Here is a 17,699-nt window from a genome sequence, read left to right as displayed (position 1 = left end):
GCATGGCAACGACCAAGACCGTCTATCAAACTTCCCAGCTTGGACTGTTCACCGGCACCACCGAAGCGGACGAGTCCCCCCTTGAGCCCGGCGTCTTCCTGATCCCCGGCGGCTGCGTGGAAACAGCCCCGCCGGCGATCCCCGAACACAAGGCCGCCCACTGGAACGGCCAGGCCTGGACCCTGGTGGACTACCACAACGGCCTGGTGGTCTACAGCATCACCAACGCCGAACCGTTGACCCTCACTGGCATGGGCCCGATCCCCTCGGGCTACACGGTGAAGTCGCCCGGCCCGGACCAGGTATGGAAGAACGGCGAGTGGGTGGACGACACCGCCGCCGTGCTGGCCAAGGTCCATCAGCAGAAGCTGGACGAGATCAATGCCAGCTGCGCGCAGTACCTCGAGGCCGGCTTCGACTCGGCGGCCCTGGGCGAGGCGCACCGTTACGGCAGCTCGCTGGAAGACCAGGTCAACCTGACAGGCCTGATGTTCAGCGGCCTGGACAGTGCCTACCCCTGCACCGGCAGCGATGGCGTGCGCCAGTTCCTGGCCCACACCCGCGACCAGCTGCTGCAGGTGAACAAGGACCTGGTCCTGTTCAAACAAGCGGCCTTGCAGCACGCCGACCAGCTCAAGCGTGAAGCGGCGAAGGCGCTGCAGGGCAAGAAGCTCGACGCGTTGCGTGCAATCAAGTGGACGGTGCCGGCATGAGCTGGGCGCCCGTCACCCTGCGCTGGCCAGCCGAGGCGACCCGCTGGATGGGCCAGTTGGACGCCGCCAAGGCCCTGGCCGGCAACGAGCTGGCCAGTACCGCCCAGCGCCTGAGCGGCCTGCAGGGACTGGCCAGCACCAACCCCGGTCCGGTCGGCGCCGCGGCCAAGGGCGCGATCGAAGCCGGGCGCCAGGCCCTGGCCGAACAGCTGGGCGAAGTGCCCAGGTGCCTGGTGGTGACGCCGTTTCAGAGCGGTATCGGTCAGGGACGTGGCTACCAGCGCTTCCTGTCCGCGCCGAACCTGCTGCAGCAGTTGGCGAACAAGCTGACCGACGCCACCGACAACGGCAGCCCCCAGGGTGAGCAGCACGCGCTGTGCCTGCTGTTCCTGGGCACCCGCCACGACCAGCTGGCCACCGGCCTGGCCCGCTTCAACGCCCTGATGCCGATCCCCGAACTGGTGCGCGCGCAACGCCGCGCCGAGCACCTGGCCCGGCTCGAAACCGAGAAATGGCAGATTCCCCAGGCCACCGCCCTGCCGCGCTGGGAAGCCTTGCCGCTGGAGCGCTGCACGGTACTGAAGGCGGCCCAGCAGTCGCTGGCCGGGCAGATCGCAGTGCTGGAAAGCTACGCCGCCGACAGCTCACCCATGGCCGACCTGGCCGGGCTGGCGACGCGCAAGGCCAACCAGCAGCAGGTCCGCGACCAGCGCCTGGCCGACCTGCGCCAGCTGCTGGAAGGCGGCCAGGCCGACAGCTCGGTGCGCACCCGCCTGCTGGGCCCGGGCAACAACACACAGCTGCGCCGCATGCTGCTCGAAGGCGATGCCCCTGGGCATGAATGGGTGATGAGCGCCGGCGTGATCCTGGTCGGCTCGGCCAAGGGCCTGAGCTTCGTACGTGAAATGGTGGGTTTATGACACTGCTACTGTTGGACGGCCAGCCCGTCGAAGGCAAGACCCTGAAAGTCACCGGCAACCTGCGCATCGAAGCCGAAGACCTGTCCGGCCAGACCAGCAACACCGACACCGCGCACAAGGGCTTCAAGCCCAAGACCCTCACGGTCACCCTGACCATTCCCTACGTCAACGGCGCCTGGCTGCGCAGCCTGATGCGCCTGGCCGAAGCCACCGAAAGCGGCGGCCAGCTCAAGACCTACCGCATCGTCAACGACACCGCCGAGGCCTTCGGCATCCGCCAGGTGCGCTTCGCCGACAGCGTCAACGCCCGGGAAGACGACTCGCTGGCCTGCTGGCGGGTGCAGTTCGGCCTGGCCGAAAAGACCTCCAACCCGGAAAAGGTCGAGAAGCGCCGCGCCAAAAAACGCGTCAAGGCCCAGTCCGCTCCGGGGGCGGCAGTGGGCGCGAAAGAGGAGGAAGAGGAGAAGGACCCGGAGCTGACCAGCTTCGAGCGCCTGCTGAAAAAAGTGGATGATTGGCTGGGAGAGAAATCATGAAGCTGCATCAGGTACTCAATGTCGGCGGCGAGCGATACGAGCTGGTCAGGGCGGACGTGCGCCTGGAACTGCGCAACCCGGGGCGGGCAACCTTCATCGTCCAGGCCGAGGCGCCCCTCAAGGGCCTGGTCACCCTCGACATCGGCTACAACGACAGCCCGCTGCAGCGGCATTTCATCGGCTACGTCGAGCGCTGTACCAGCGCCAACGCCAGGCAGCAATTGCTGTTCTGCCGGGAACTGGCGGCGATCCTGGCCAGGCCGCTGCCGATGAACCTGCGCCACGTCGACCTGCGCGGCGTGCTCGACCAGATCGGCCAGCAGACCGGCCTGCGCTTTCGCGTGCCCGAGCGGCCCTACGCGTCGGTGCGCGCGCCGTTCTTCTACAGCCTGGCCGCCGGCTTCCAGGCCATGGAAAGCCTGGCCCAGGTCTTCGACATCCCCGACTTCATCTGGCAGCAGCAGGGCAACGGCGAGGTGTACGTGGGCAGTTGGGCCGACAGCTACTTCGGCGCGCGTCCCGCGCTGCAACTGCCCATGGAGCTGTTCGACCACTACCAGGGCAACCAGAGCGCCAGCATTGCGGCCCTGCCGGGGCTGCGTCCGGGCGCACCGATCAACCACGGCGAGCGCGTGACCCATGTCGCGCTGGCCGACAGCCAGATGGCCATACGATGGAAGACGCAATCCGCCGCGCCGTAGCGCGCCAGTTCCCCGAAATCACCGGCGGCTATCACTTGCCGCGCTTCGGCCGCGTGGTCGCGGTGCCCGATGCGCCGGAGGCGCCCGGGCTGTGCGACGATTTCCGCCCGCGCTTCGGCGTCGATGTCCAGGTGCTGCTGCCGGACGGCGAGCCCGACCCGGCGTTGCCGGTGTTCACCAGCCTGCCGCTGCCGGCGCCCATGGGTGGCCAGGAACGCGGCATGTTCGGCTTCCCCGAGGAAGGCACCACCGTGGTGCTGTCGTTCGCCTATGGGCTGCCGCACAAGCCGTTCATCCAGCAGATCCTGCCCCATGGGCTGAGCTTGCCCAAGGTGCCGAAGGGCGACCTGGTGTGGCAGCACAGCGAAGCCTGCCAGCAACGCGCCGACGCCGACGGCAACTGGCTGCGCCAGACCGATGGCCGGATCCGCGACAAGGCGATCGAGCGCGAGGTCGAGGCGCTGGCCAACACCGAGCAGTTCCAGAGCCATGCCCGGACGGTGGACGACCACTCCACCGAGACCGTCGGCGGAGTGAAGAAGATCGAGGCCCTCGGCGCGCTCAAGCTGCTGTCCGGCGGCTCCGCAAGCCTGGCCGCCCTCGACGACCTGCACCAGGCCACCGGCCGCGACCTGAACCTGGCGGTGGGGCAGAAGCTCAACACAGCGATCGGCGGCGACGTCCAGGAGCGGATCGAGGGCCTGCGCCACAGCGTGGTAAAGATCAGCCAGCGCCTGCAGGCACCGAAGACCTGGCTGGGTTCCGAGGCGGTAAATGTGCTGCAGGTGCTCTGCGACCTGCTCGACCTGGTCCAGGAGATGAACACCGAACTGGCCGGGCATGTGCACGGGCCCACGCCACCACCGAGCAATGCCGCGGCCTTCAGCGGCGCGGCGGTGCGGGCCCAGGCCATGGGGCTCAAGTTGAAGCCGATCACGCTGTGATCTTCAGGGCATTTCGTATTCGCGGGGCCCGGCCCCCCCCCCCCCCCCCCCCCCCCCCCCCCCCCCCCCCCACGCTGGTGATGATTCCCTGCGCGATCTCTCAGCCCATGGAGTCCTGTTCAGCCTGAAAGAACCCAAGGCTTCATCGCCTGCGCACAACCGTCTACAATCCCTCCTGCTTGAACCGGGATAACCGAAGCACTGCCTCGAAACCCGATGGACCTGACCACTGCCGGTCAACCGTCGGGACAAATGGGTCCGGACCTTGGCCGGCCCGTTTATCGGAGGCAACACATGAGCCCGCGTATCTGGCTGCTGGCCCTGGCGACATTCGCCACGGGCATGGCGGAAAACATCACGGTCGGCATCCTGCCGGCCCTGGCCGATGGCCTGCAGGTCCCACTGGGGATCGCCGGGCAACTGACCACGGTCTTCTCCCTGAGCTTCGCCCTCGCCGCCCCCTTCTCTCCCCTGCTGACCACCCGTTTCCCGTTGCGCCGACTGCTCTGCATCACCCTGGCCCTGTTCGCCTTGTGCAACCTCGCCGCGGCCCTGGCGCCGGGCTATACCGCGCTGCTGCTCGCCCGCATCGGCATGGCCACGACCAGCGCCCTCACCTGCCTGACCTGCACCCTGATGGCCACGCGCCTGGTGCCCGAAGCCCTGCGTGGCCGTGCAATTGGTGTGATCTTCATGGGCATCTGCAGCTCACTCGTGCTGGGCGTCCCCGCCGGAATGCTGCTATGCGACGTGCTGGGCTGGCGAGGGGTGTTCACTGGCCTGAGCCTGCTGGCGATCGCGGTGCTGCTGATGGCCTGGCGCGGACTGCCGCAACTGCAGAGCAGCGAACGCATCGCCCTGGGCAGCTACCTGCGCCATCTGCGCGACAGTCGCCTGGTGGCCGCCCAGGGTGTGTCGCTGTTGATGATCGCCGGGCACTTCACGGTGTTCGCCTACCTGGCGCCTTATGCCCGGCAGGTCGCCGACATCCCCGTGCAATGGCTGGCCGCCCTGTTCGCCGCCTTCGGAATCGCCGGCGTCTCGGGCGGCTATGTCGGCGGCTGGATGGCGGACCGGCTCGGCGCCGGCCGCTCCATCGCCCTGGCGCCACTGCTCTATCTCGCCAGCCTGCTGGTACTGCCCCTGAGCGTCGGCACGCCCTGGCTGTTCCTGCCGGCGATGATGCTCTGGGGCGGGCTCAGCTGGACCACCTCGCCCGTGGTGCAGAGCTACCTGGCGACCCGTGGCCCGGATACCTTCCCGGCGGGCATGAGCCTGAACATGTCGGCCATGCACCTCGGTGTCGGGCTGGGCTCGGCCATCGGCGGCGTGGTGATCACCGGGGCGACGCTGGCGGCCACCCCCTGGGCCGGCGCCGCGCTGACCGCGTTGGCGGCAGGCCTGGCGTTCTGGTCGGCCCGCCCACCCGCAGAGCCTGGTTTCAGCGAGCGCGAACCGGCGTAGCGGCCTGCTGCTCCTGCTCGAAGGCATCGGCCAGGTAGTCGATCAGCTTGCGCACCGCGGGCATCAACCCGCGACGGGAAGGGAACAACGCCACCACCTCCCCTTCCCGTGGCGCCCAGTCGTCGAGGACATGCACCAATCGCCCGGCGGCCAGGTCGTCGCGCACCGCCTCCTCGGGCAGCAGCACCGCGCCCACCCCGGCCAGGGCGGCCTCGCGCAGCACCGCGAGGTCGTCCGACACCACGCGGGGTCGATGGCGCACGGCAGCCTCGGCGCCTGCGGGCCCGACCAGCATCCAGGAGGCGTCCTGCACGTTGGCGCCCCAGTTCAAGCTCGGCAGAACCTGGAGCCCTTCCGGCGACAGCGGGCGCCCGTGTTCGGCCAACAGGCCCGGCGCAGCCACCAGGCACTGCCGGCTCGGGGCCAGGCGACGCATCACCAGCTCGCTGCTTTCCAGTGGCTGGTGCTGCACGCTCAGCACCAGGTCAAAGCCCTCGCCGATCACATCCACCCGGCGGTTGTAGCTCTTTACCAGCAGTTCGACCACCGGGCATTGCGCCATGAAGCGCGCCAGCATCGGCGCCAGCCGCGAATCGAGCAACGCGGTGCTGCTGGCCAGACGCACGATGCCGCGGGGCTCGGCGCGGTTGCGTTCGACCGCATCCTCGGCGGCGACGGCCTGTTCGAGCATGCCCAGGCAATGGCGGTAATACTCCAGCCCCACCTCGGTTACCTGGAACTGCCGCGTGGAGCGCTGGATCAGGCGCACACCCAGGCGCTCCTCAAGCTTGGCCACGCGCCGGCTGAGGCGTGACTTGGGCAGGCCAAGGATGCGCCCGGCGGGCGCGAAGCCACCGTGCTCCACCACCTTGGCATAGAGATAAAGGTCGTTCAGGTCGAACATCGGCAACACTCGTCCACGGCTCACTGCTGCATCATCCGTCATTCTTCGAGGATCGTCACAGTGGCGGTGGTCCCGGCCCGCAAAGCAGGCGCCTCGGCATCCTGCGGCTCCAGGCGCAGGCGTACCGGCACGCGCTGGGCCAGCTTGACCCAGGTGTAGTTCGGGTTGACGTTGGCCAGCAGGCGGTTGCCCGGCTGGTTCTCACGGTCGGTGATGGCGTAGGCGATGCTCTCCACCGTGCCCTGCAACGCCTGGCCATTCATCAACACGATGCGCGCCCGGCTGCCGACGGCGATGCGCGGCAGCTTGGTCTCCTCGAAGTAGCCACTGACATGGAACGAATCGCTGTCCACCAACGCCAGCAATGCGGCGCCCGGTTGCGCGAAGTCGCCCTGGCGGGTCAGCAGGTTGGTGACATGACCATTGACCGGCGCCAGCACCTCGGTGCGCTGCAGGTCAAGTTGCGCCTGTTCCAGCGTGGCTTCGGCCAGTTGCACATTGGCTTGCGCCAGGCCGAGGCTGGACTGCTCGCGCAGCAGGTCGGCCTGGGCCACAGCCACATCAGTCTTGGACTTTTCCCACTCCTCGGCGGAAATGGCCGACAGTGACTGCAGCTTGCCACGGCGCTGTTCCTCGCTGCGCCGCTGCTTGAGCAACGCCTGGTTGGCGACGATGTTCGCCTGCGACTGCCCCAGAGCTGCCCGTGCCACCTCGACCGCGCGCCGGGCATGCAGCACGGCCAGTTCATAGCGCGCCGGGTCGATGCGCAACAGCAGGTCGCCCTTGTGCACGAACTGATTGTCCCGCACCGGCAGGGCGACGATTCGGCCGCTGACCTCCGCCGCCAGGGTGACCACATCGGCCCGCACCCGTGCGTCGCGGGTCCAGGGCGCCTGGGTATAGTGCGTCCAGGCCAGCCAGCCCAGCACGATGGCAACGGCCAGCATGACCAGGGTCAGGCTGCGCGACAACAGCGGCTTGATCGACGACATCTACCTGCTCACTCCCATCCACAACAACAGGGCCGCGCAAATCGCGGTGTACAAGGCACCCTGGAACAGCGCCGGATGCCAGGTGAATGCCAGCACGCCCACCCGGCGCAACAAGGCATCGACCAGCAGAAACAACGGCAGCGCCAGCAGCAGCGCCTGGGCGATGGGCGGCAGGTAGACCCCGCCCACCTCGAAGTCAATGGGCATTGGCCACCTCCGGCAACAGCCGCGATCGTTCAGCTTCCAGCACCTGGCGATAACGCGCCAGCAATTGCCCGGCCACCGCCAGCGCCACCCGCAGGATGAACAGTCGGCGCAAGACGTCACGCCCCATCTGCCCTGGCGCGCCATGCAAGGCATCGAGCAACTGCGCCTGGTCGTCCAGTTCCCGCAACAGCGGATCGAGCGCCACCGCGCCCTGGCCACCAACGAAGTCGGCGACGCCCTGCAGGCTTTCCCGCAAGCGTGTCCGGGTCGCCGCCGGCAACGCCAGGTCACTGTTGCACAAGGCACGCGCCTGGCCCAGGGCGATGGCCAGCGCCGGGCACACCAGCGCACACTCGACACGCTCGCGCGAGGTCATGTCCGCAGCGGCCGGCAACAGACCGATCAGCGCCGACAGGCGATCAAGCAGCAGGCTCTCGAAGGCGAACTGCCCGGCCAGCGAACCGTTCCCGAGCACCTGGCGGCGCACATCCTCACGGGTCTGGCGAAATAATCGGGCGATGCGTTTCTGCGCATTGAACGGAAAGACCAGCGCGAACACGGCCATCGCCAGGACCCCGGCTACCAGGTAGCCACCGGCGAACTCGAACCACTGGATATCGCTGTTGTGATAGGCCCCGACATTCTGCGGCCCGATCATCAACAGGCTGATCAGGCCGATGCCCATGCCGATCCCCGCGGTCATCGGGTTGGCCAGGCCGACCGCCGCCAGGTACAGCAACGGTGCCAGGCACAGGGCAAGCATCTCGAAGTCGGTGAACAGCGGCAGCAGGGCGAACTGATAGAGCGCGGACAAGCCCATGCCCACCAACAGCCCGCGGTTGTAGTTCTGGCTGGCCAGCAGCGGTCGGGGCAAGGTCGCCATCAGCGAACACATCACGCCCATCAGGATCACCGCCGAACGCGCGCCATCCCAGGCGCTCTCGATCCACAACCCGCCGATCAGCAACAGGGCCAGGCAGGCGCGCACGGCGTTCATCGCCGCCAGCGGCCAGTCCAGGTGCAAGGCGCTGGCGCGCCCCTGCTGCTGGGGACAACTGGCCAGACGGCCCTGCTGGATGACCTCGTTCAGCTCGATCAGCTCGTCCAGTTGCTGCAGCAGGCGCGCCTGCTCCCAGCGCAAGGCCCAGGCCAGGGCGCGCAGGTGCGGGGGCAGTGGCTCATTGAGAAATTCCGCACGGTCGGCGGCGTCATCGAACCCCTTGTGCAGGGTGCGCAGGGCCTCGCGGTCCGCTGCCGAGAGCGCCATACCGTCACGCGCCAGCGCATCCAGGCTCGCCAGTTCGGCGTCGCGCAGCAGCTGGATATCCGCGGGCAGCGGCCCCTGCCAGTGCGCCTTGATCAGCTCACGCTGCTGACGCAGCACCAGCAGTCGCGAAACCAGCAGCACCAGCTGGTTGGCGAACAGTTGCACCAGCCCATCACCGCTGCGCAGGTGCGGGGCATCGAAGTACAGGTGCCGACGCAACCCTTCCAGCGCGCTGACCTCGGCGATCAACCGGGCCTGACGCTGACCGAATGCGGCCTCGTCCTCTTCGGTGCGGATCACCTCGGCGGCATGCTGGGCGATCAGTTTCAGCAGGCTGTCGACTTTGGCGAAATAGCTGTTGGCCACGGCCTGCGGACGGGCGCTCAGCAGGCTGACCACGGCCACGCAGGCCACCGCCAGCAAGGTCTCGGTAACCCGTGTAACGGCCAGCATGAAGGTGCCCTCGGGCTCGGGTACGGCCAGCATGGCCACCACCACCGCGGTAAAACCGCTGAGCACGAAGGCATGGGAATCGGTATAGCGCAGCAAGGTGCCACCGGCGGTGCACAGCCCCAGCCACAGCGCCAGGCTGACCAGCAGGGTGTACGGCATCTGCGCGAACAACGCCATCAGCAGCACGGCCACCGCCGCGCCGACCACCGTGCCGAGCACCTGCGCGAGGCTGCGCTTGAGGGTCATGCCGGCCAGCGGCAGGCTGATGATGATCACCGTCATCAGCACCCATTTCGGTTGTTCCAGGTCGAACACGAACGCCAGGTAGAGACACAGCAGGCCCGCCACCACCGTACGCAGCGCGAACAGCAGCACATCGCGCCCGGGGCGCAGGGCAAGCCTGAAATAGGCAATCAGTGGAGCCATCCATTACCTCGTAACCGACAGGACGGGCCCGGGCCCCGCCACCGGGGCCCGGACACACCGTCACTTGGCCAGCTTGCTGTAGCTGGTCATCAGGTTACGGTAGTCGGGAATGTGGTTGGAGAACAACGTGCCCAATCCTTCGATGTCGTTACGCCAGTCACGGTGCAGCTCGCAGGCCACGCCGAACCAGGTCATCAACTGCGCGCCGGCGGCCTCCATGCGACGCCAGGCCGAGTCGCGGGTCAGCTCGTTGAAGGTGCCGGAGGCATCGGTGACCACGAACACATCGAAGCCCTCCTCCAGCGCCGACAGCGCCGGGAAGGCCACGCACACCTCGGTGACCACGCCGGCGATGATCAGCTGCTTCTTGCCAGTGGCTTTCACCGCCTTGACGAAGTCCTCGTTGTCCCAGGCGTTGATGTTGCCGGGGCGGGCGATGTAGGGCGCCTCGGGGAACTGCTCCTTGAGCTCGGGCACCAGCGGGCCGTTGGGACCGGTCTCGAAACTGGTGGTGAGAATGGTCGGCAGCTTGAAGTACTTGGCCAGGTCGGACAGCGCCAGCACGTTGTTCTTGAACCGGTCCGGGTCGATGTCGCGCACCAGCGACAGCAGCCCGGTCTGGTGATCGACCAGCAGTACCGCGGCGTTGTTCTTGTCCAGACGCTTGTATTGGAATGCCATGGTGGATCTCCTTGCTTGGATGGGAAACAGCCAGAGTCAGTCGCGTTGCGAGTCTAGTTGCTCATGACCGGTGACGACGGCCTGGGCCTTGGCGTAGCTCTCGATCAGCAGTTGATAGTGCGGGAACACCGCGCTGTAGGCCTCGGCCCACTGGGCGGCGTCCGGACGGTTCCAGGTACGCTGCACCTCGGAGCAGACGGCGGCGGTGTCCATCGGCACCACGCCGGCCTGGACCACCCGCGCCAGGGTCACTTCCTGAGCCATCTTGGAGTAGGTGCCTGACGCGTCGATGACAGCGAACACCTGGTAGCCAGCGGCAACCGCGCTGATGCTGGGAAAAGCCATGCACACGCTGGTGATGGTGCCGGCAATGATCAGTTGCTTGCGTCCGGTGGCCTTCACCGCGGCGACGAACTCGGGGTTGTCCCAGGCGTTGATCTCACCCTTGCGGGCCACGTATTGCGCATGTGGCGCGGCCTCGTGGATTTCCGGGATCAACGGGCCGTTGGGGCCCTGGGGTACCGAGGCGGTGGTGATGACCGGGATCTTCGCCAGGCTGGCGACCTTGGCCAGGGTGATGGCATTGGCCCGCAGCTCGGTCATGGGCATGTCCTTGACCGTCTGGAACAGGCCGCTCTGGTGGTCGATCAGCAGCATGGTGGCGTTGTTGGGGTCGATGCGTGGCACCTGGCCTTCGAAGTTGGCGACTTGCGAGAAATTGCTCATCGTTCTCTCCTCTTGGTGTGAGAACAGGCCATCCTGGCCGCTGCGGTCGGGCCGCGCCCCACACATCCACAGTGGGGACTATGAGAGTAGGCAACGCTGGCTGAACGAAGCGACCGTCAGTCGGCGGGCCGTGGCAAATGCCCGTGCGGCCTGGGGCCAGGCGGGCGACAGGGCTAACGGTAGAGAGGAGAGACGCAGATCGGTAGGCCCATGGGTGAACCCTCAGAGTTGCGCTGGGGGAACGATGATGAAGTGCCTGCCCCCAATCACCAGCCTGATGGATCGGCAATTTTTAGTAGCGCTACTTGGTCGGTTACTTGGTCGGTCAGCCCATTGGTTCACGATTTCCTGAACTGATTATTTGCCCACAGCGATTTTTCCCCCCGCCCGCCCCCACCAGAATCGCTTCACCAACAATCACAATAAACCGTGAGGCCACTCCCGTGGACCAGACACTCCAGGTACGGCAGGCCGCCGCCGACCTCGTCGCCGCCTTCGCCAGCAACGACACCGCCCGCTACTTCGCCTGCTTCAGCGAAGACGCCACCTTCCTTTTCCACACCGTGCCGCAACCGCTGCTGTCTCGCCGCGCCTATGAAGATCTCTGGGCGAGCTGGCAGGCGGACGGATTCGCCGTGCTCGGCTGTGAGTCGAGCAACGCGCAGATGAGCCTGCAGGGCGACGTGGCGATCTTCATGCACGATGTGGCCACGCGCCTGCGCGTCGCTGGCGAAACCCTCGACCTGAACGAACGCGAGACCATCGTCTTCCGCCTGCACGGCGAACGCTGGTTGGCCTGCCACGAGCACCTGTCGGTCATCTCGCCGGCCTGATTCCCTTTCAAGCGGCCCTGCCGCACTGCCATCGCACCCACAACAAGGCCGCCCGACGGCCGACAACATTCGCGCTGGAGCATCACCATGAGCCACTCGACCGGTATCGAGACCAATGGCGTCGAACAGATCCCCGACGATCAACGCGACGCCGCCCCGCTGGACCTGTTCCGCCTGATCTTCGGCGGCGCCAATACCTTCGCCACCGCCGTGCTGGGCAGCTTCCCGGTGCTGTTCGGGCTGTCATTCCAGGCCGGCGTCTGGGCGATTTTGCTCGGCGTCGGCGTGGGCGCGCTGATCCTTGCGCCGATGGGCCTGTTCGGCGCGCTCAACGGCACCAACAACGCGGTATCGTCCGGCGCCCACTTCGGCGTGCACGGGCGCATCGTCGGCTCGTTCCTGTCGCTGCTGACCGCCGTGGCGTTCTTCTCGCTGTCGGTGTGGAGCTCGGGCGATGCCCTGGTCGGCGGCGCCAAGCGCCTGGTCGGCCTGCCGGAAACCGACCTCACCCTGGGCCTGGCCTACGGCCTGTTCGCGGTGCTGGTGCTGGTGGTGTGCATCTTTGGTTTTCGCTTCATGCTGTGGGTCAACAAGATCGCCGTGTGGGCCTCGAGCCTGCTGTTCCTGCTGGGCATCTTCGCCTTCGCCGGGCCCTTCGACGCGGGCTACGCCGGCAGCGTCAACCTCGGCCAGGCCGGCTTCTGGGCGGCGTTCGTCGGCGCGGCGATTTTGGCCATGAGCAACCCGGTGTCGTTCGGCGCCTTCCTTGGCGACTGGTCGCGCTATATCCCGCGCGAAACCGCCAAGTCGCGCATCATGCTGGCAGTGATCCTGGCCCAGGCCGCCACGCTGATCCCGTTCCTGTTCGGCCTGTGCACCGCCACCCTGGTGGCCAGCCAGGCACCGGACTACATCGCCGCCAACAACTACGTCGGCGGCCTGCTGGCGATCTCGCCGGGCTGGTTCTTCCTGCCGGTGTGCCTGATCGCGGTGATCGGCGGCATGTCCACCGGCACCACGGCGCTGTACGGCACCGGCCTGGACATGTCCAGCGTGTTCCCGCGCCTGCTCAGCCGCGCCGCCGCCACCCTGCTGATCGGCGTGCTGGCCATCGGCTTCATCTTCGTCGGCCGCTTCACCTTCAACCTGGTGCAGAGCGTGTCGACCTTCGCCGTGCTGATCATCACCTGCACAAGCCCGTGGATGGTGATCATGATCCTCGGCCTGATCACCCGCCGCGGCTTCTACCATGCCGACGACCTGCAAGTGTTCACCCGTGGCCAGCAAGGCGGCCACTACTGGTTCGACTATGGCTGGAACTGGCGCGGCATGGGTGCGTGGATCCCTAGCGCGGCCATCGGCCTGTGCTTCGTCAACCTGCCGGGGCAGTTCGTCGGCCCGCTGGGCGAGCTGGCCGGCGGTATCGACCTGAGCCTGCCGGTGACCCTCGGCATCGCCGCCGTGCTGTACCTGATCCTGCTCAACCTGTTCCCTGAACCCACTGGCGTGTACGGCCCACAAGGCCCGCGCTGGGTGCGTTGCAAAAGCACGCCCGTAAAGCCCGTGACCACTGCCGAAATGGCCTGACTGGAATCCGACCATGACCACACCTCACTACATCGACGGCCGCTGGGTCGAAGGCCAGGGCAGCGACTGCATCGTTGTGCACAACCCGTCCGACGGCCAGCCGTTCGCCGAACTGATGGCCGCCAGCAGCGCCCAGGTCGACCAGGCCGTGGCCGCCGCGCGTCGCGCCCTGGCATCGTGGAAAACGGTCAGCGCCGCCGAGCGCGCCACCTACCTGCGCGGCTTCGCCGAACAGCTTGGCCAGCGCCGCGACGAACTGATCGCCCTGCAGATGCGCAACAACGGCAAGCCGCGCCACGAGGCCGAAATCGACCTGGACGACGCCATCGCCACCTTCGCCTACTACGCCGACCTCGCCGAGCAACTGCCGGCGAAGAACCGCGACGTGCCCCTGGCCGCGCCGGGCTTCACTGCCCGCACCCGCCTGGAGCCGGTGGGCGTGGTCGGCCTGATCGTGCCGTGGAACTTCCCGCTGGTGACCAGCGCCTGGAAGCTCGCTCCAGCCCTGGCGGCCGGCTGCACGGTGGTGCTCAAGCCCTCCGAAGTCACCCCGCTGATCGAGCAGACCTACGGCCAGATCGCCGAGGTGCTGGGCCTGCCGGCCGGCGTGCTGAACATCGTGGGCGGCAAGGCCGAGACCGGCGCCGCCCTGAGTGGTCACAATGGCCTGGACAAGCTGTCGTTCACCGGCAGCAACGGCGTCGGCAGCCAGGTGATGCGCGCCGCCGCAGCCCAGTGCCGCCCGGTGACGCTGGAGCTGGGCGGCAAGTCGGCCATCGTGGTGTTCGACGATTGCGATGTCGACCAGGCCGTGGAGTGGATCGTCGCCGGCATCACCTGGAACGCCGGGCAAATGTGCTCGGCCACCTCGCGCCTGCTGGTGCAGGACGGCATCGCCGACGCCCTGCTGCCGCGCTTGCAGGCGGCGCTGGAAGCCTTGCGCGTGGGCAACCCGCTGGCGGAAGAAGTGGACATGGGGCCGCTGACCAGCCAGGCGCAGTGGCTCAAGGTCGCCGGCTATTTCGCCACCGCCCGCGAAGAGGGCTTGAAGTGCCTGGCCGGCGGCAAGGCGCTGGACCGCGACGGCTGGTTCGTCAGCCCGACGCTGTACGTGGATGTGCCGGTGAGCAGCCGCCTGTGGAGCGAGGAGATCTTCGGCCCGGTGCTGTGCGCGCGGCGCTTCGGCAGTGAATCCGAAGCCATCGCCCAGGCCAACGACAGCCGCTTCGGCCTGGTGGCCACCGTCTGCTCCGCTGACCTGGAGCGCGCCGAGCGCGTGGCCGATGCGCTGGAGGTGGGGCATGTGTGGATCAACTCGGTGCAGGCGGTGTTCGTCGAGACCTCGTGGGGCGGGACCAAGGGCAGCGGGATTGGGCGAGAGCTTGGGCCTTGGGGGCTTTCGGGGTATCAGTCGGTGAAGCATGTGACGCGGTGTTTGGGGTGAGTAGCTGAGCCCTTTCACAGGGCGCGTGAGGCTGGCAGGTGTTCGACGGCAGCCTTGCAGCGCCTGCAAGATCGAGCGCCGCCCGCGCGGCGCATCGCGACGCAAGGCCGCTCCTACATTTGTTGCAACGTGCCGAACCTGTCAGGCCATGGTTGCCCGCCTTGGTGCCTGTCTTGAGACAGGTGAGGCGCCAGTGGTGCCTACACTGAAACCGCGTCGTACCAACAAGGCGGACCCGGTAATGGCACAGGATTGACTGGCCCGAAACAGATGTAGGAGTGGCCTTGCGTCGCGATGCGCCGCGCGGGCGGCGCTCGATCTCGTAAGCGCCTCAAAACAAACGTCGTACACCTGGGCGCCGGCACGCGACAGTCTTTAGTATCCTCGAAAGCCCAGCCCTCCATTCCCATCGAGGGTCAAGCCCGCTCCCACGACAACCCGCGCTACTTCTGCCCAGCCTCATTGATCCAGCGGGCAATGGCGCACTTGCGATCTGATCATTTGCATCACCTGCCACACTCAAATCCAACGCTTCGGCCTACTCATAAGGTTTTGAAGGCATTGGTTTTCCTTGAGCGGGTAATATTCGAGGTTGTCGATGAACGCTTCAAACGCCTCATCACCGACCACGAATGGCTGAGGCTCCAATTCATCCACCTCCGAGACAGGATTGTTCGGCCTTTCGTCATACGCAAGATTCGTGTCTTTCAAAATCACCTCCTTGGAAGCAATGACCAGAACCACATCGCCAGGCCAATCATTCTGGCCAATCTCAGAGCGATAAAAACCCTGCCTGTGCAAATCAGCCTTGCCTGTCAGAGATTTCCGAACCTGAAACAAAGTGCTTCAAAGCAGAACAGCTTGGGAATTACCCTACGCACGCTGCCGACGCGTCTGAATTGTCGAGGACCATCAGCAGGACTAACTTCCCCAGGTCGTCTTTCCGGCGACCGGGTGTGAGAGCCTGCCACCGTCGAAATGAAGTACGCAGCACTGCCATGGCGGCTGTGCGCGGGCAGGCCCAGGCCTGGCCGGTATTTGCTCATTTCGACCGGTCTCTCACCCCGCGTACGGCTGCCACCCTCATCCTGTGAGAGGGATCTGGAGGCGGCACCTTTCCAATCGAAATGAGTGCTTCCCATGAAAAAGATCGTTCCTGATCCACCTCCTGCCAAACCGCTCAACCGCCCCTTCTTCACCATCAACGACGATATGCCCACCACCGAAGCGCTGCTTCACGCCATCCAGCTGATGCGTGGTATCGAAGACACCATCGACGAGTACTGCTGCGCCCTGGCCGGCGAACCCGGGCTGGGAATGCTGGTGAACGCCGCGCACAACGTGCAGATGGGGCGGGCGCTGGCGGAACATGCGCTGAACCGCTGCTCTTGCGGCTGACGCCAGGAGACCTGCCCTGCACGATCCCTGTAGGAGCGGCCTTGAACTGGCCTAATGATCCCGGACACCTCTTAAGGGCGATATGATTCGCCCATTCAGGAGGTTCCATGCAAGAGCGAAAGACCTATACCCGCGAGTTCAAGCAACGTGCTGCAAGCATGGTTCTTGACGACAACTGTTCGGTTCCCGACGTCTGCGCATCGATGGACGTCGGTCCAACGGCTCTGCGCCGGTGGGTGGATCAGGTTCGTAAAGAACGCCAGAAAGGACAGCCAGTGCCAGGCACCAAGGCGATTAGTGACGAACAGCGGGAGCTCCAGCAGTTACGCGCCAAGATCAAACGCTTGGAGACCGAGGCCGAAATATTAAAAAAGGCTACCGCTCTCTTGATGTCGGATCCCGGTCGTTTTTCCTGATCGAGGAGCTGAGAGAGTCAGGCTCGTATCCGACCAGCCAGCTTTGCAGTGTTCTGGGCGTTTCCCGTAGCGCGTTTTACGACTGGCTCCATCGCCGCTCAGTACCGGATACCGAGCGCGATGCGCTCAGGGAAAAGGTTGTGCAACTGCATGCTGAAAGCAGAGAAAGTGCCGGTGCAAGAATGATCTCTCAGTACTTGAAGGCCCAGCAACTCAAAGTGGGAAGGTATCTGGCTGGAAGACTTATGGCGGAGGCAAACCTGACCAGCAGGCAGCGCCGTCGCCACCAATATCGCTCTAAAGGTGTTGAGGCATTTGTGGCCAAGAATGTCCTTGAACGTAATTTCCGGCCAGCAGCAGTCAATCAGGTTTGGTGCGGCGACGTTACCAGCCTGATGGTCGGAAAGCGCTGGTATCACTTGGCTGTGGTCATTGACCTGTTCGCCCGCCGGGTCGTTGGCTGGGCATTTTCTCTGATCAATGACGCCAACCTGGTCGCCAAAGCACTGAGAATGGCTGTGGAAGTACGAGGCAAGCATACGGGCTTGATGTTTCATTCGGATCAAGGTTGCCAATACACGAGCCAGCGCTTCCAATCCGAACTGCTTGAGCATGGCATAACCCAAAGCATGAGTCGTAGAGGCCAATGCTGGGACAACGCACCGACAGAGCGCTTGTTCGGCACGCTCAAGTCAGAGTGGGTGCCCACTAAGGGCTACACAGAGATCGAAGAAGCCAGACAGGATATGACCAGCTTCTTCATGCGTTACAACCGAGTCAGGCTCCACAGCTACAACAACTACCTGTCGCCAATAGCCATGGAGCAGCAGGCGGCTTGATCACCGTAATCGGTGTCCGGAAAAACTTGACCAGAACACCTTGTGTCGCGAAAGGGCCGCGAAGCGGCCCCAGAGTCTGCGCCACAAGACAGATCGCCGGGGCCGCTTTGCGGCCCTTTCCGGCCGGTCCGACGCCTCGGCAAGGCCGCTCCTACACAGGCAGGTGTAATTCCCGAACACGCGGCCCCGGCACCCCGTGACTTTTGCCCCGCCCTGCGAAGTCACACCTCCTGGTAGCCCCACAATCA

The 17,699-nt window shown here is 65.8% G+C and carries 19 protein-coding genes; 12 read left to right on the top strand and 7 right to left on the bottom strand.

Translation table 11 applies throughout. The annotated features are described in order from the left end of the window. Positions 1–2 precede the first annotated feature (2 nt). From HU751_RS12435 to HU751_RS12410, 6 genes are all read left to right on the top strand, one after another. A complete protein-coding gene (locus tag HU751_RS12435) occupies positions 3–713 on the top strand; it encodes a DUF4376 domain-containing protein (RefSeq protein ID WP_186735447.1) in 711 nt (236 codons plus the stop codon). Next, positions 710–1,633, top strand: a complete 924-nt coding sequence (locus HU751_RS12430) for a hypothetical protein (RefSeq protein WP_186735445.1) — start codon at positions 710–712, stop codon at positions 1,631–1,633. The genes HU751_RS12435 and HU751_RS12430 overlap by 4 nt, the downstream gene beginning before the upstream one ends. Continuing rightward, a complete protein-coding gene (locus HU751_RS12425; protein ID WP_186735443.1) occupies positions 1,630–2,169 on the top strand; it encodes a baseplate complex protein in 540 nt (179 codons plus the stop codon). The genes HU751_RS12430 and HU751_RS12425 overlap by 4 nt, the downstream gene beginning before the upstream one ends. Then, positions 2,166–2,870 carry a hypothetical protein gene (locus tag HU751_RS12420; RefSeq protein WP_186735441.1) on the top strand — a complete coding sequence of 235 codons (705 nt, stop codon included), beginning with the start codon at positions 2,166–2,168 and terminating at the stop codon, positions 2,868–2,870. Before HU751_RS12425 ends, HU751_RS12420 begins: the two co-directional genes overlap by 4 nt. Beyond that, positions 2,843–3,814: a hypothetical protein gene (locus HU751_RS12415; protein ID WP_186735439.1), complete on the top strand. Its 972-nt coding sequence runs from the start codon at positions 2,843–2,845 to the stop codon at positions 3,812–3,814. Before HU751_RS12420 ends, HU751_RS12415 begins: the two co-directional genes overlap by 28 nt. Before the next feature lie 294 nt (positions 3,815–4,108). After that, a complete protein-coding gene (locus HU751_RS12410) occupies positions 4,109–5,278 on the top strand; it encodes an MFS transporter (RefSeq protein ID WP_186735437.1) in 1,170 nt (389 codons plus the stop codon). Here HU751_RS12410 and HU751_RS12405 read toward each other — a convergent pair. The 6 genes from HU751_RS12405 to HU751_RS12380 are packed head-to-tail and all read right to left on the bottom strand — an operon-like array spanning position 5,256 to position 10,934. Further along, on the bottom strand, positions 5,256–6,182 hold the full coding sequence (locus HU751_RS12405) for a LysR substrate-binding domain-containing protein (protein WP_186735467.1): 927 nt from the start codon (positions 6,180–6,182) through the stop codon (positions 5,256–5,258). The genes HU751_RS12410 and HU751_RS12405 overlap by 23 nt on opposite strands. Positions 6,183–6,220: 38 nt before the next feature. Continuing rightward, positions 6,221–7,165, bottom strand: coding sequence for an HlyD family secretion protein (locus HU751_RS12400; RefSeq protein WP_096050255.1), 945 nt, complete (start codon positions 7,163–7,165; stop codon positions 6,221–6,223). 9 nt (positions 7,166–7,174) lie between these two features. Beyond that, entirely contained in the window at positions 7,175–7,381 is a 207-nt protein-coding gene (locus HU751_RS12395; RefSeq protein WP_186735434.1) for a DUF1656 domain-containing protein, read from the bottom strand. Continuing rightward, positions 7,371–9,527, bottom strand: coding sequence for an FUSC family protein (locus tag HU751_RS12390; RefSeq protein WP_186735432.1), 2,157 nt, complete (start codon positions 9,525–9,527; stop codon positions 7,371–7,373). Before HU751_RS12390 ends, HU751_RS12395 begins: the two co-directional genes overlap by 11 nt. A 60-nt stretch (positions 9,528–9,587) precedes the next feature. Next, entirely contained in the window at positions 9,588–10,208 is a 621-nt protein-coding gene (ycaC, locus tag HU751_RS12385) for an isochorismate family cysteine hydrolase YcaC (RefSeq protein WP_186735430.1), read from the bottom strand. A 36-nt stretch (positions 10,209–10,244) separates the two neighbouring features. Beyond that, a complete protein-coding gene (locus tag HU751_RS12380) occupies positions 10,245–10,934 on the bottom strand; it encodes a hydrolase (RefSeq protein WP_186735427.1) in 690 nt (229 codons plus the stop codon). Positions 10,935–11,377: 443 nt separating this feature from the next. Between HU751_RS12380 and HU751_RS12375 the strand changes: the two genes are divergently transcribed. From HU751_RS12375 to HU751_RS12365, 3 genes are all read left to right on the top strand, one after another. After that, complete coding sequence (locus HU751_RS12375) at positions 11,378–11,767, top strand: YybH family protein (protein WP_186735425.1); 390 nt, start codon at positions 11,378–11,380, stop codon at positions 11,765–11,767. A gap of 87 nt (positions 11,768–11,854) precedes the next feature. Further along, complete coding sequence (locus HU751_RS12370; protein ID WP_186735423.1) at positions 11,855–13,354, top strand: purine-cytosine permease family protein; 1,500 nt, start codon at positions 11,855–11,857, stop codon at positions 13,352–13,354. A 13-nt stretch (positions 13,355–13,367) separates the two neighbouring features. After that, positions 13,368–14,798 carry an aldehyde dehydrogenase family protein gene (locus HU751_RS12365; protein ID WP_186735421.1) on the top strand — a complete coding sequence of 477 codons (1,431 nt, stop codon included), beginning with the start codon at positions 13,368–13,370 and terminating at the stop codon, positions 14,796–14,798. Between the two features lie 519 nt (positions 14,799–15,317). Here HU751_RS12365 and HU751_RS12360 read toward each other — a convergent pair. Then, positions 15,318–15,638 (bottom strand): hypothetical protein, encoded by a 321-nt coding sequence (locus HU751_RS12360; protein ID WP_186735419.1) that lies wholly within the window; start codon positions 15,636–15,638, stop codon positions 15,318–15,320. A 300-nt stretch (positions 15,639–15,938) separates the two neighbouring features. Here HU751_RS12360 and HU751_RS12355 point away from each other — a divergent pair, with 300 nt between their 5' ends. From HU751_RS12355 to HU751_RS12350, 3 genes are all read left to right on the top strand, one after another. Then, positions 15,939–16,196 (top strand): hypothetical protein, encoded by a 258-nt coding sequence (locus tag HU751_RS12355; RefSeq protein ID WP_062572794.1) that lies wholly within the window; start codon positions 15,939–15,941, stop codon positions 16,194–16,196. A 107-nt stretch (positions 16,197–16,303) separates the two neighbouring features. Next, positions 16,304–16,612 (top strand): transposase, encoded by a 309-nt coding sequence (locus HU751_RS26820; protein WP_062574409.1) that lies wholly within the window; start codon positions 16,304–16,306, stop codon positions 16,610–16,612. Further along, a complete protein-coding gene (locus HU751_RS12350) occupies positions 16,561–17,451 on the top strand; it encodes an IS3 family transposase (protein WP_367616959.1) in 891 nt (296 codons plus the stop codon). Before HU751_RS26820 ends, HU751_RS12350 begins: the two co-directional genes overlap by 52 nt. The last annotated feature ends 248 nt before the right edge of the window (positions 17,452–17,699 follow it).

This window comes from Pseudomonas peradeniyensis (assembly GCF_014268935.2).
In the GTDB taxonomy this organism is placed as follows: domain Bacteria; phylum Pseudomonadota; class Gammaproteobacteria; order Pseudomonadales; family Pseudomonadaceae; genus Aquipseudomonas; species Aquipseudomonas peradeniyensis.
This window is presented reverse-complemented; position numbering and strand designations above follow the sequence as displayed.

Coding starts and splice junctions, on each gene's coding strand:
- HU751_RS12355 (WP_062572794.1), top strand. CDS start 15,939: ATGAAAAAGATCGTTCCTGATCCACCTCCTGCCAAACCGCTCAACCGC.
- HU751_RS26820 (WP_062574409.1), top strand. CDS start 16,304: ATGCAAGAGCGAAAGACCTATACCCGCGAGTTCAAGCAACGTGCTGCA.
- HU751_RS12415 (WP_186735439.1), top strand. CDS start 2,843: ATGGAAGACGCAATCCGCCGCGCCGTAGCGCGCCAGTTCCCCGAAATC.
- HU751_RS12365 (WP_186735421.1), top strand. CDS start 13,368: ATGACCACACCTCACTACATCGACGGCCGCTGGGTCGAAGGCCAGGGC.
- HU751_RS12395 (WP_186735434.1), bottom strand. CDS start 7,381: ATGCCCATTGACTTCGAGGTGGGCGGGGTCTACCTGCCGCCCATCGCC.
- HU751_RS12410 (WP_186735437.1), top strand. CDS start 4,109: ATGAGCCCGCGTATCTGGCTGCTGGCCCTGGCGACATTCGCCACGGGC.
- HU751_RS12420 (WP_186735441.1), top strand. CDS start 2,166: ATGAAGCTGCATCAGGTACTCAATGTCGGCGGCGAGCGATACGAGCTG.
- HU751_RS12435 (WP_186735447.1), top strand. CDS start 3: ATGGCAACGACCAAGACCGTCTATCAAACTTCCCAGCTTGGACTGTTC.
- HU751_RS12390 (WP_186735432.1), bottom strand. CDS start 9,527: ATGGCTCCACTGATTGCCTATTTCAGGCTTGCCCTGCGCCCCGGGCGC.
- HU751_RS12425 (WP_186735443.1), top strand. CDS start 1,630: ATGACACTGCTACTGTTGGACGGCCAGCCCGTCGAAGGCAAGACCCTG.
- HU751_RS12405 (WP_186735467.1), bottom strand. CDS start 6,182: ATGTTCGACCTGAACGACCTTTATCTCTATGCCAAGGTGGTGGAGCAC.
- ycaC (WP_186735430.1), bottom strand. CDS start 10,208: ATGGCATTCCAATACAAGCGTCTGGACAAGAACAACGCCGCGGTACTG.
- HU751_RS12430 (WP_186735445.1), top strand. CDS start 710: ATGAGCTGGGCGCCCGTCACCCTGCGCTGGCCAGCCGAGGCGACCCGC.
- HU751_RS12380 (WP_186735427.1), bottom strand. CDS start 10,934: ATGAGCAATTTCTCGCAAGTCGCCAACTTCGAAGGCCAGGTGCCACGC.
- HU751_RS12370 (WP_186735423.1), top strand. CDS start 11,855: ATGAGCCACTCGACCGGTATCGAGACCAATGGCGTCGAACAGATCCCC.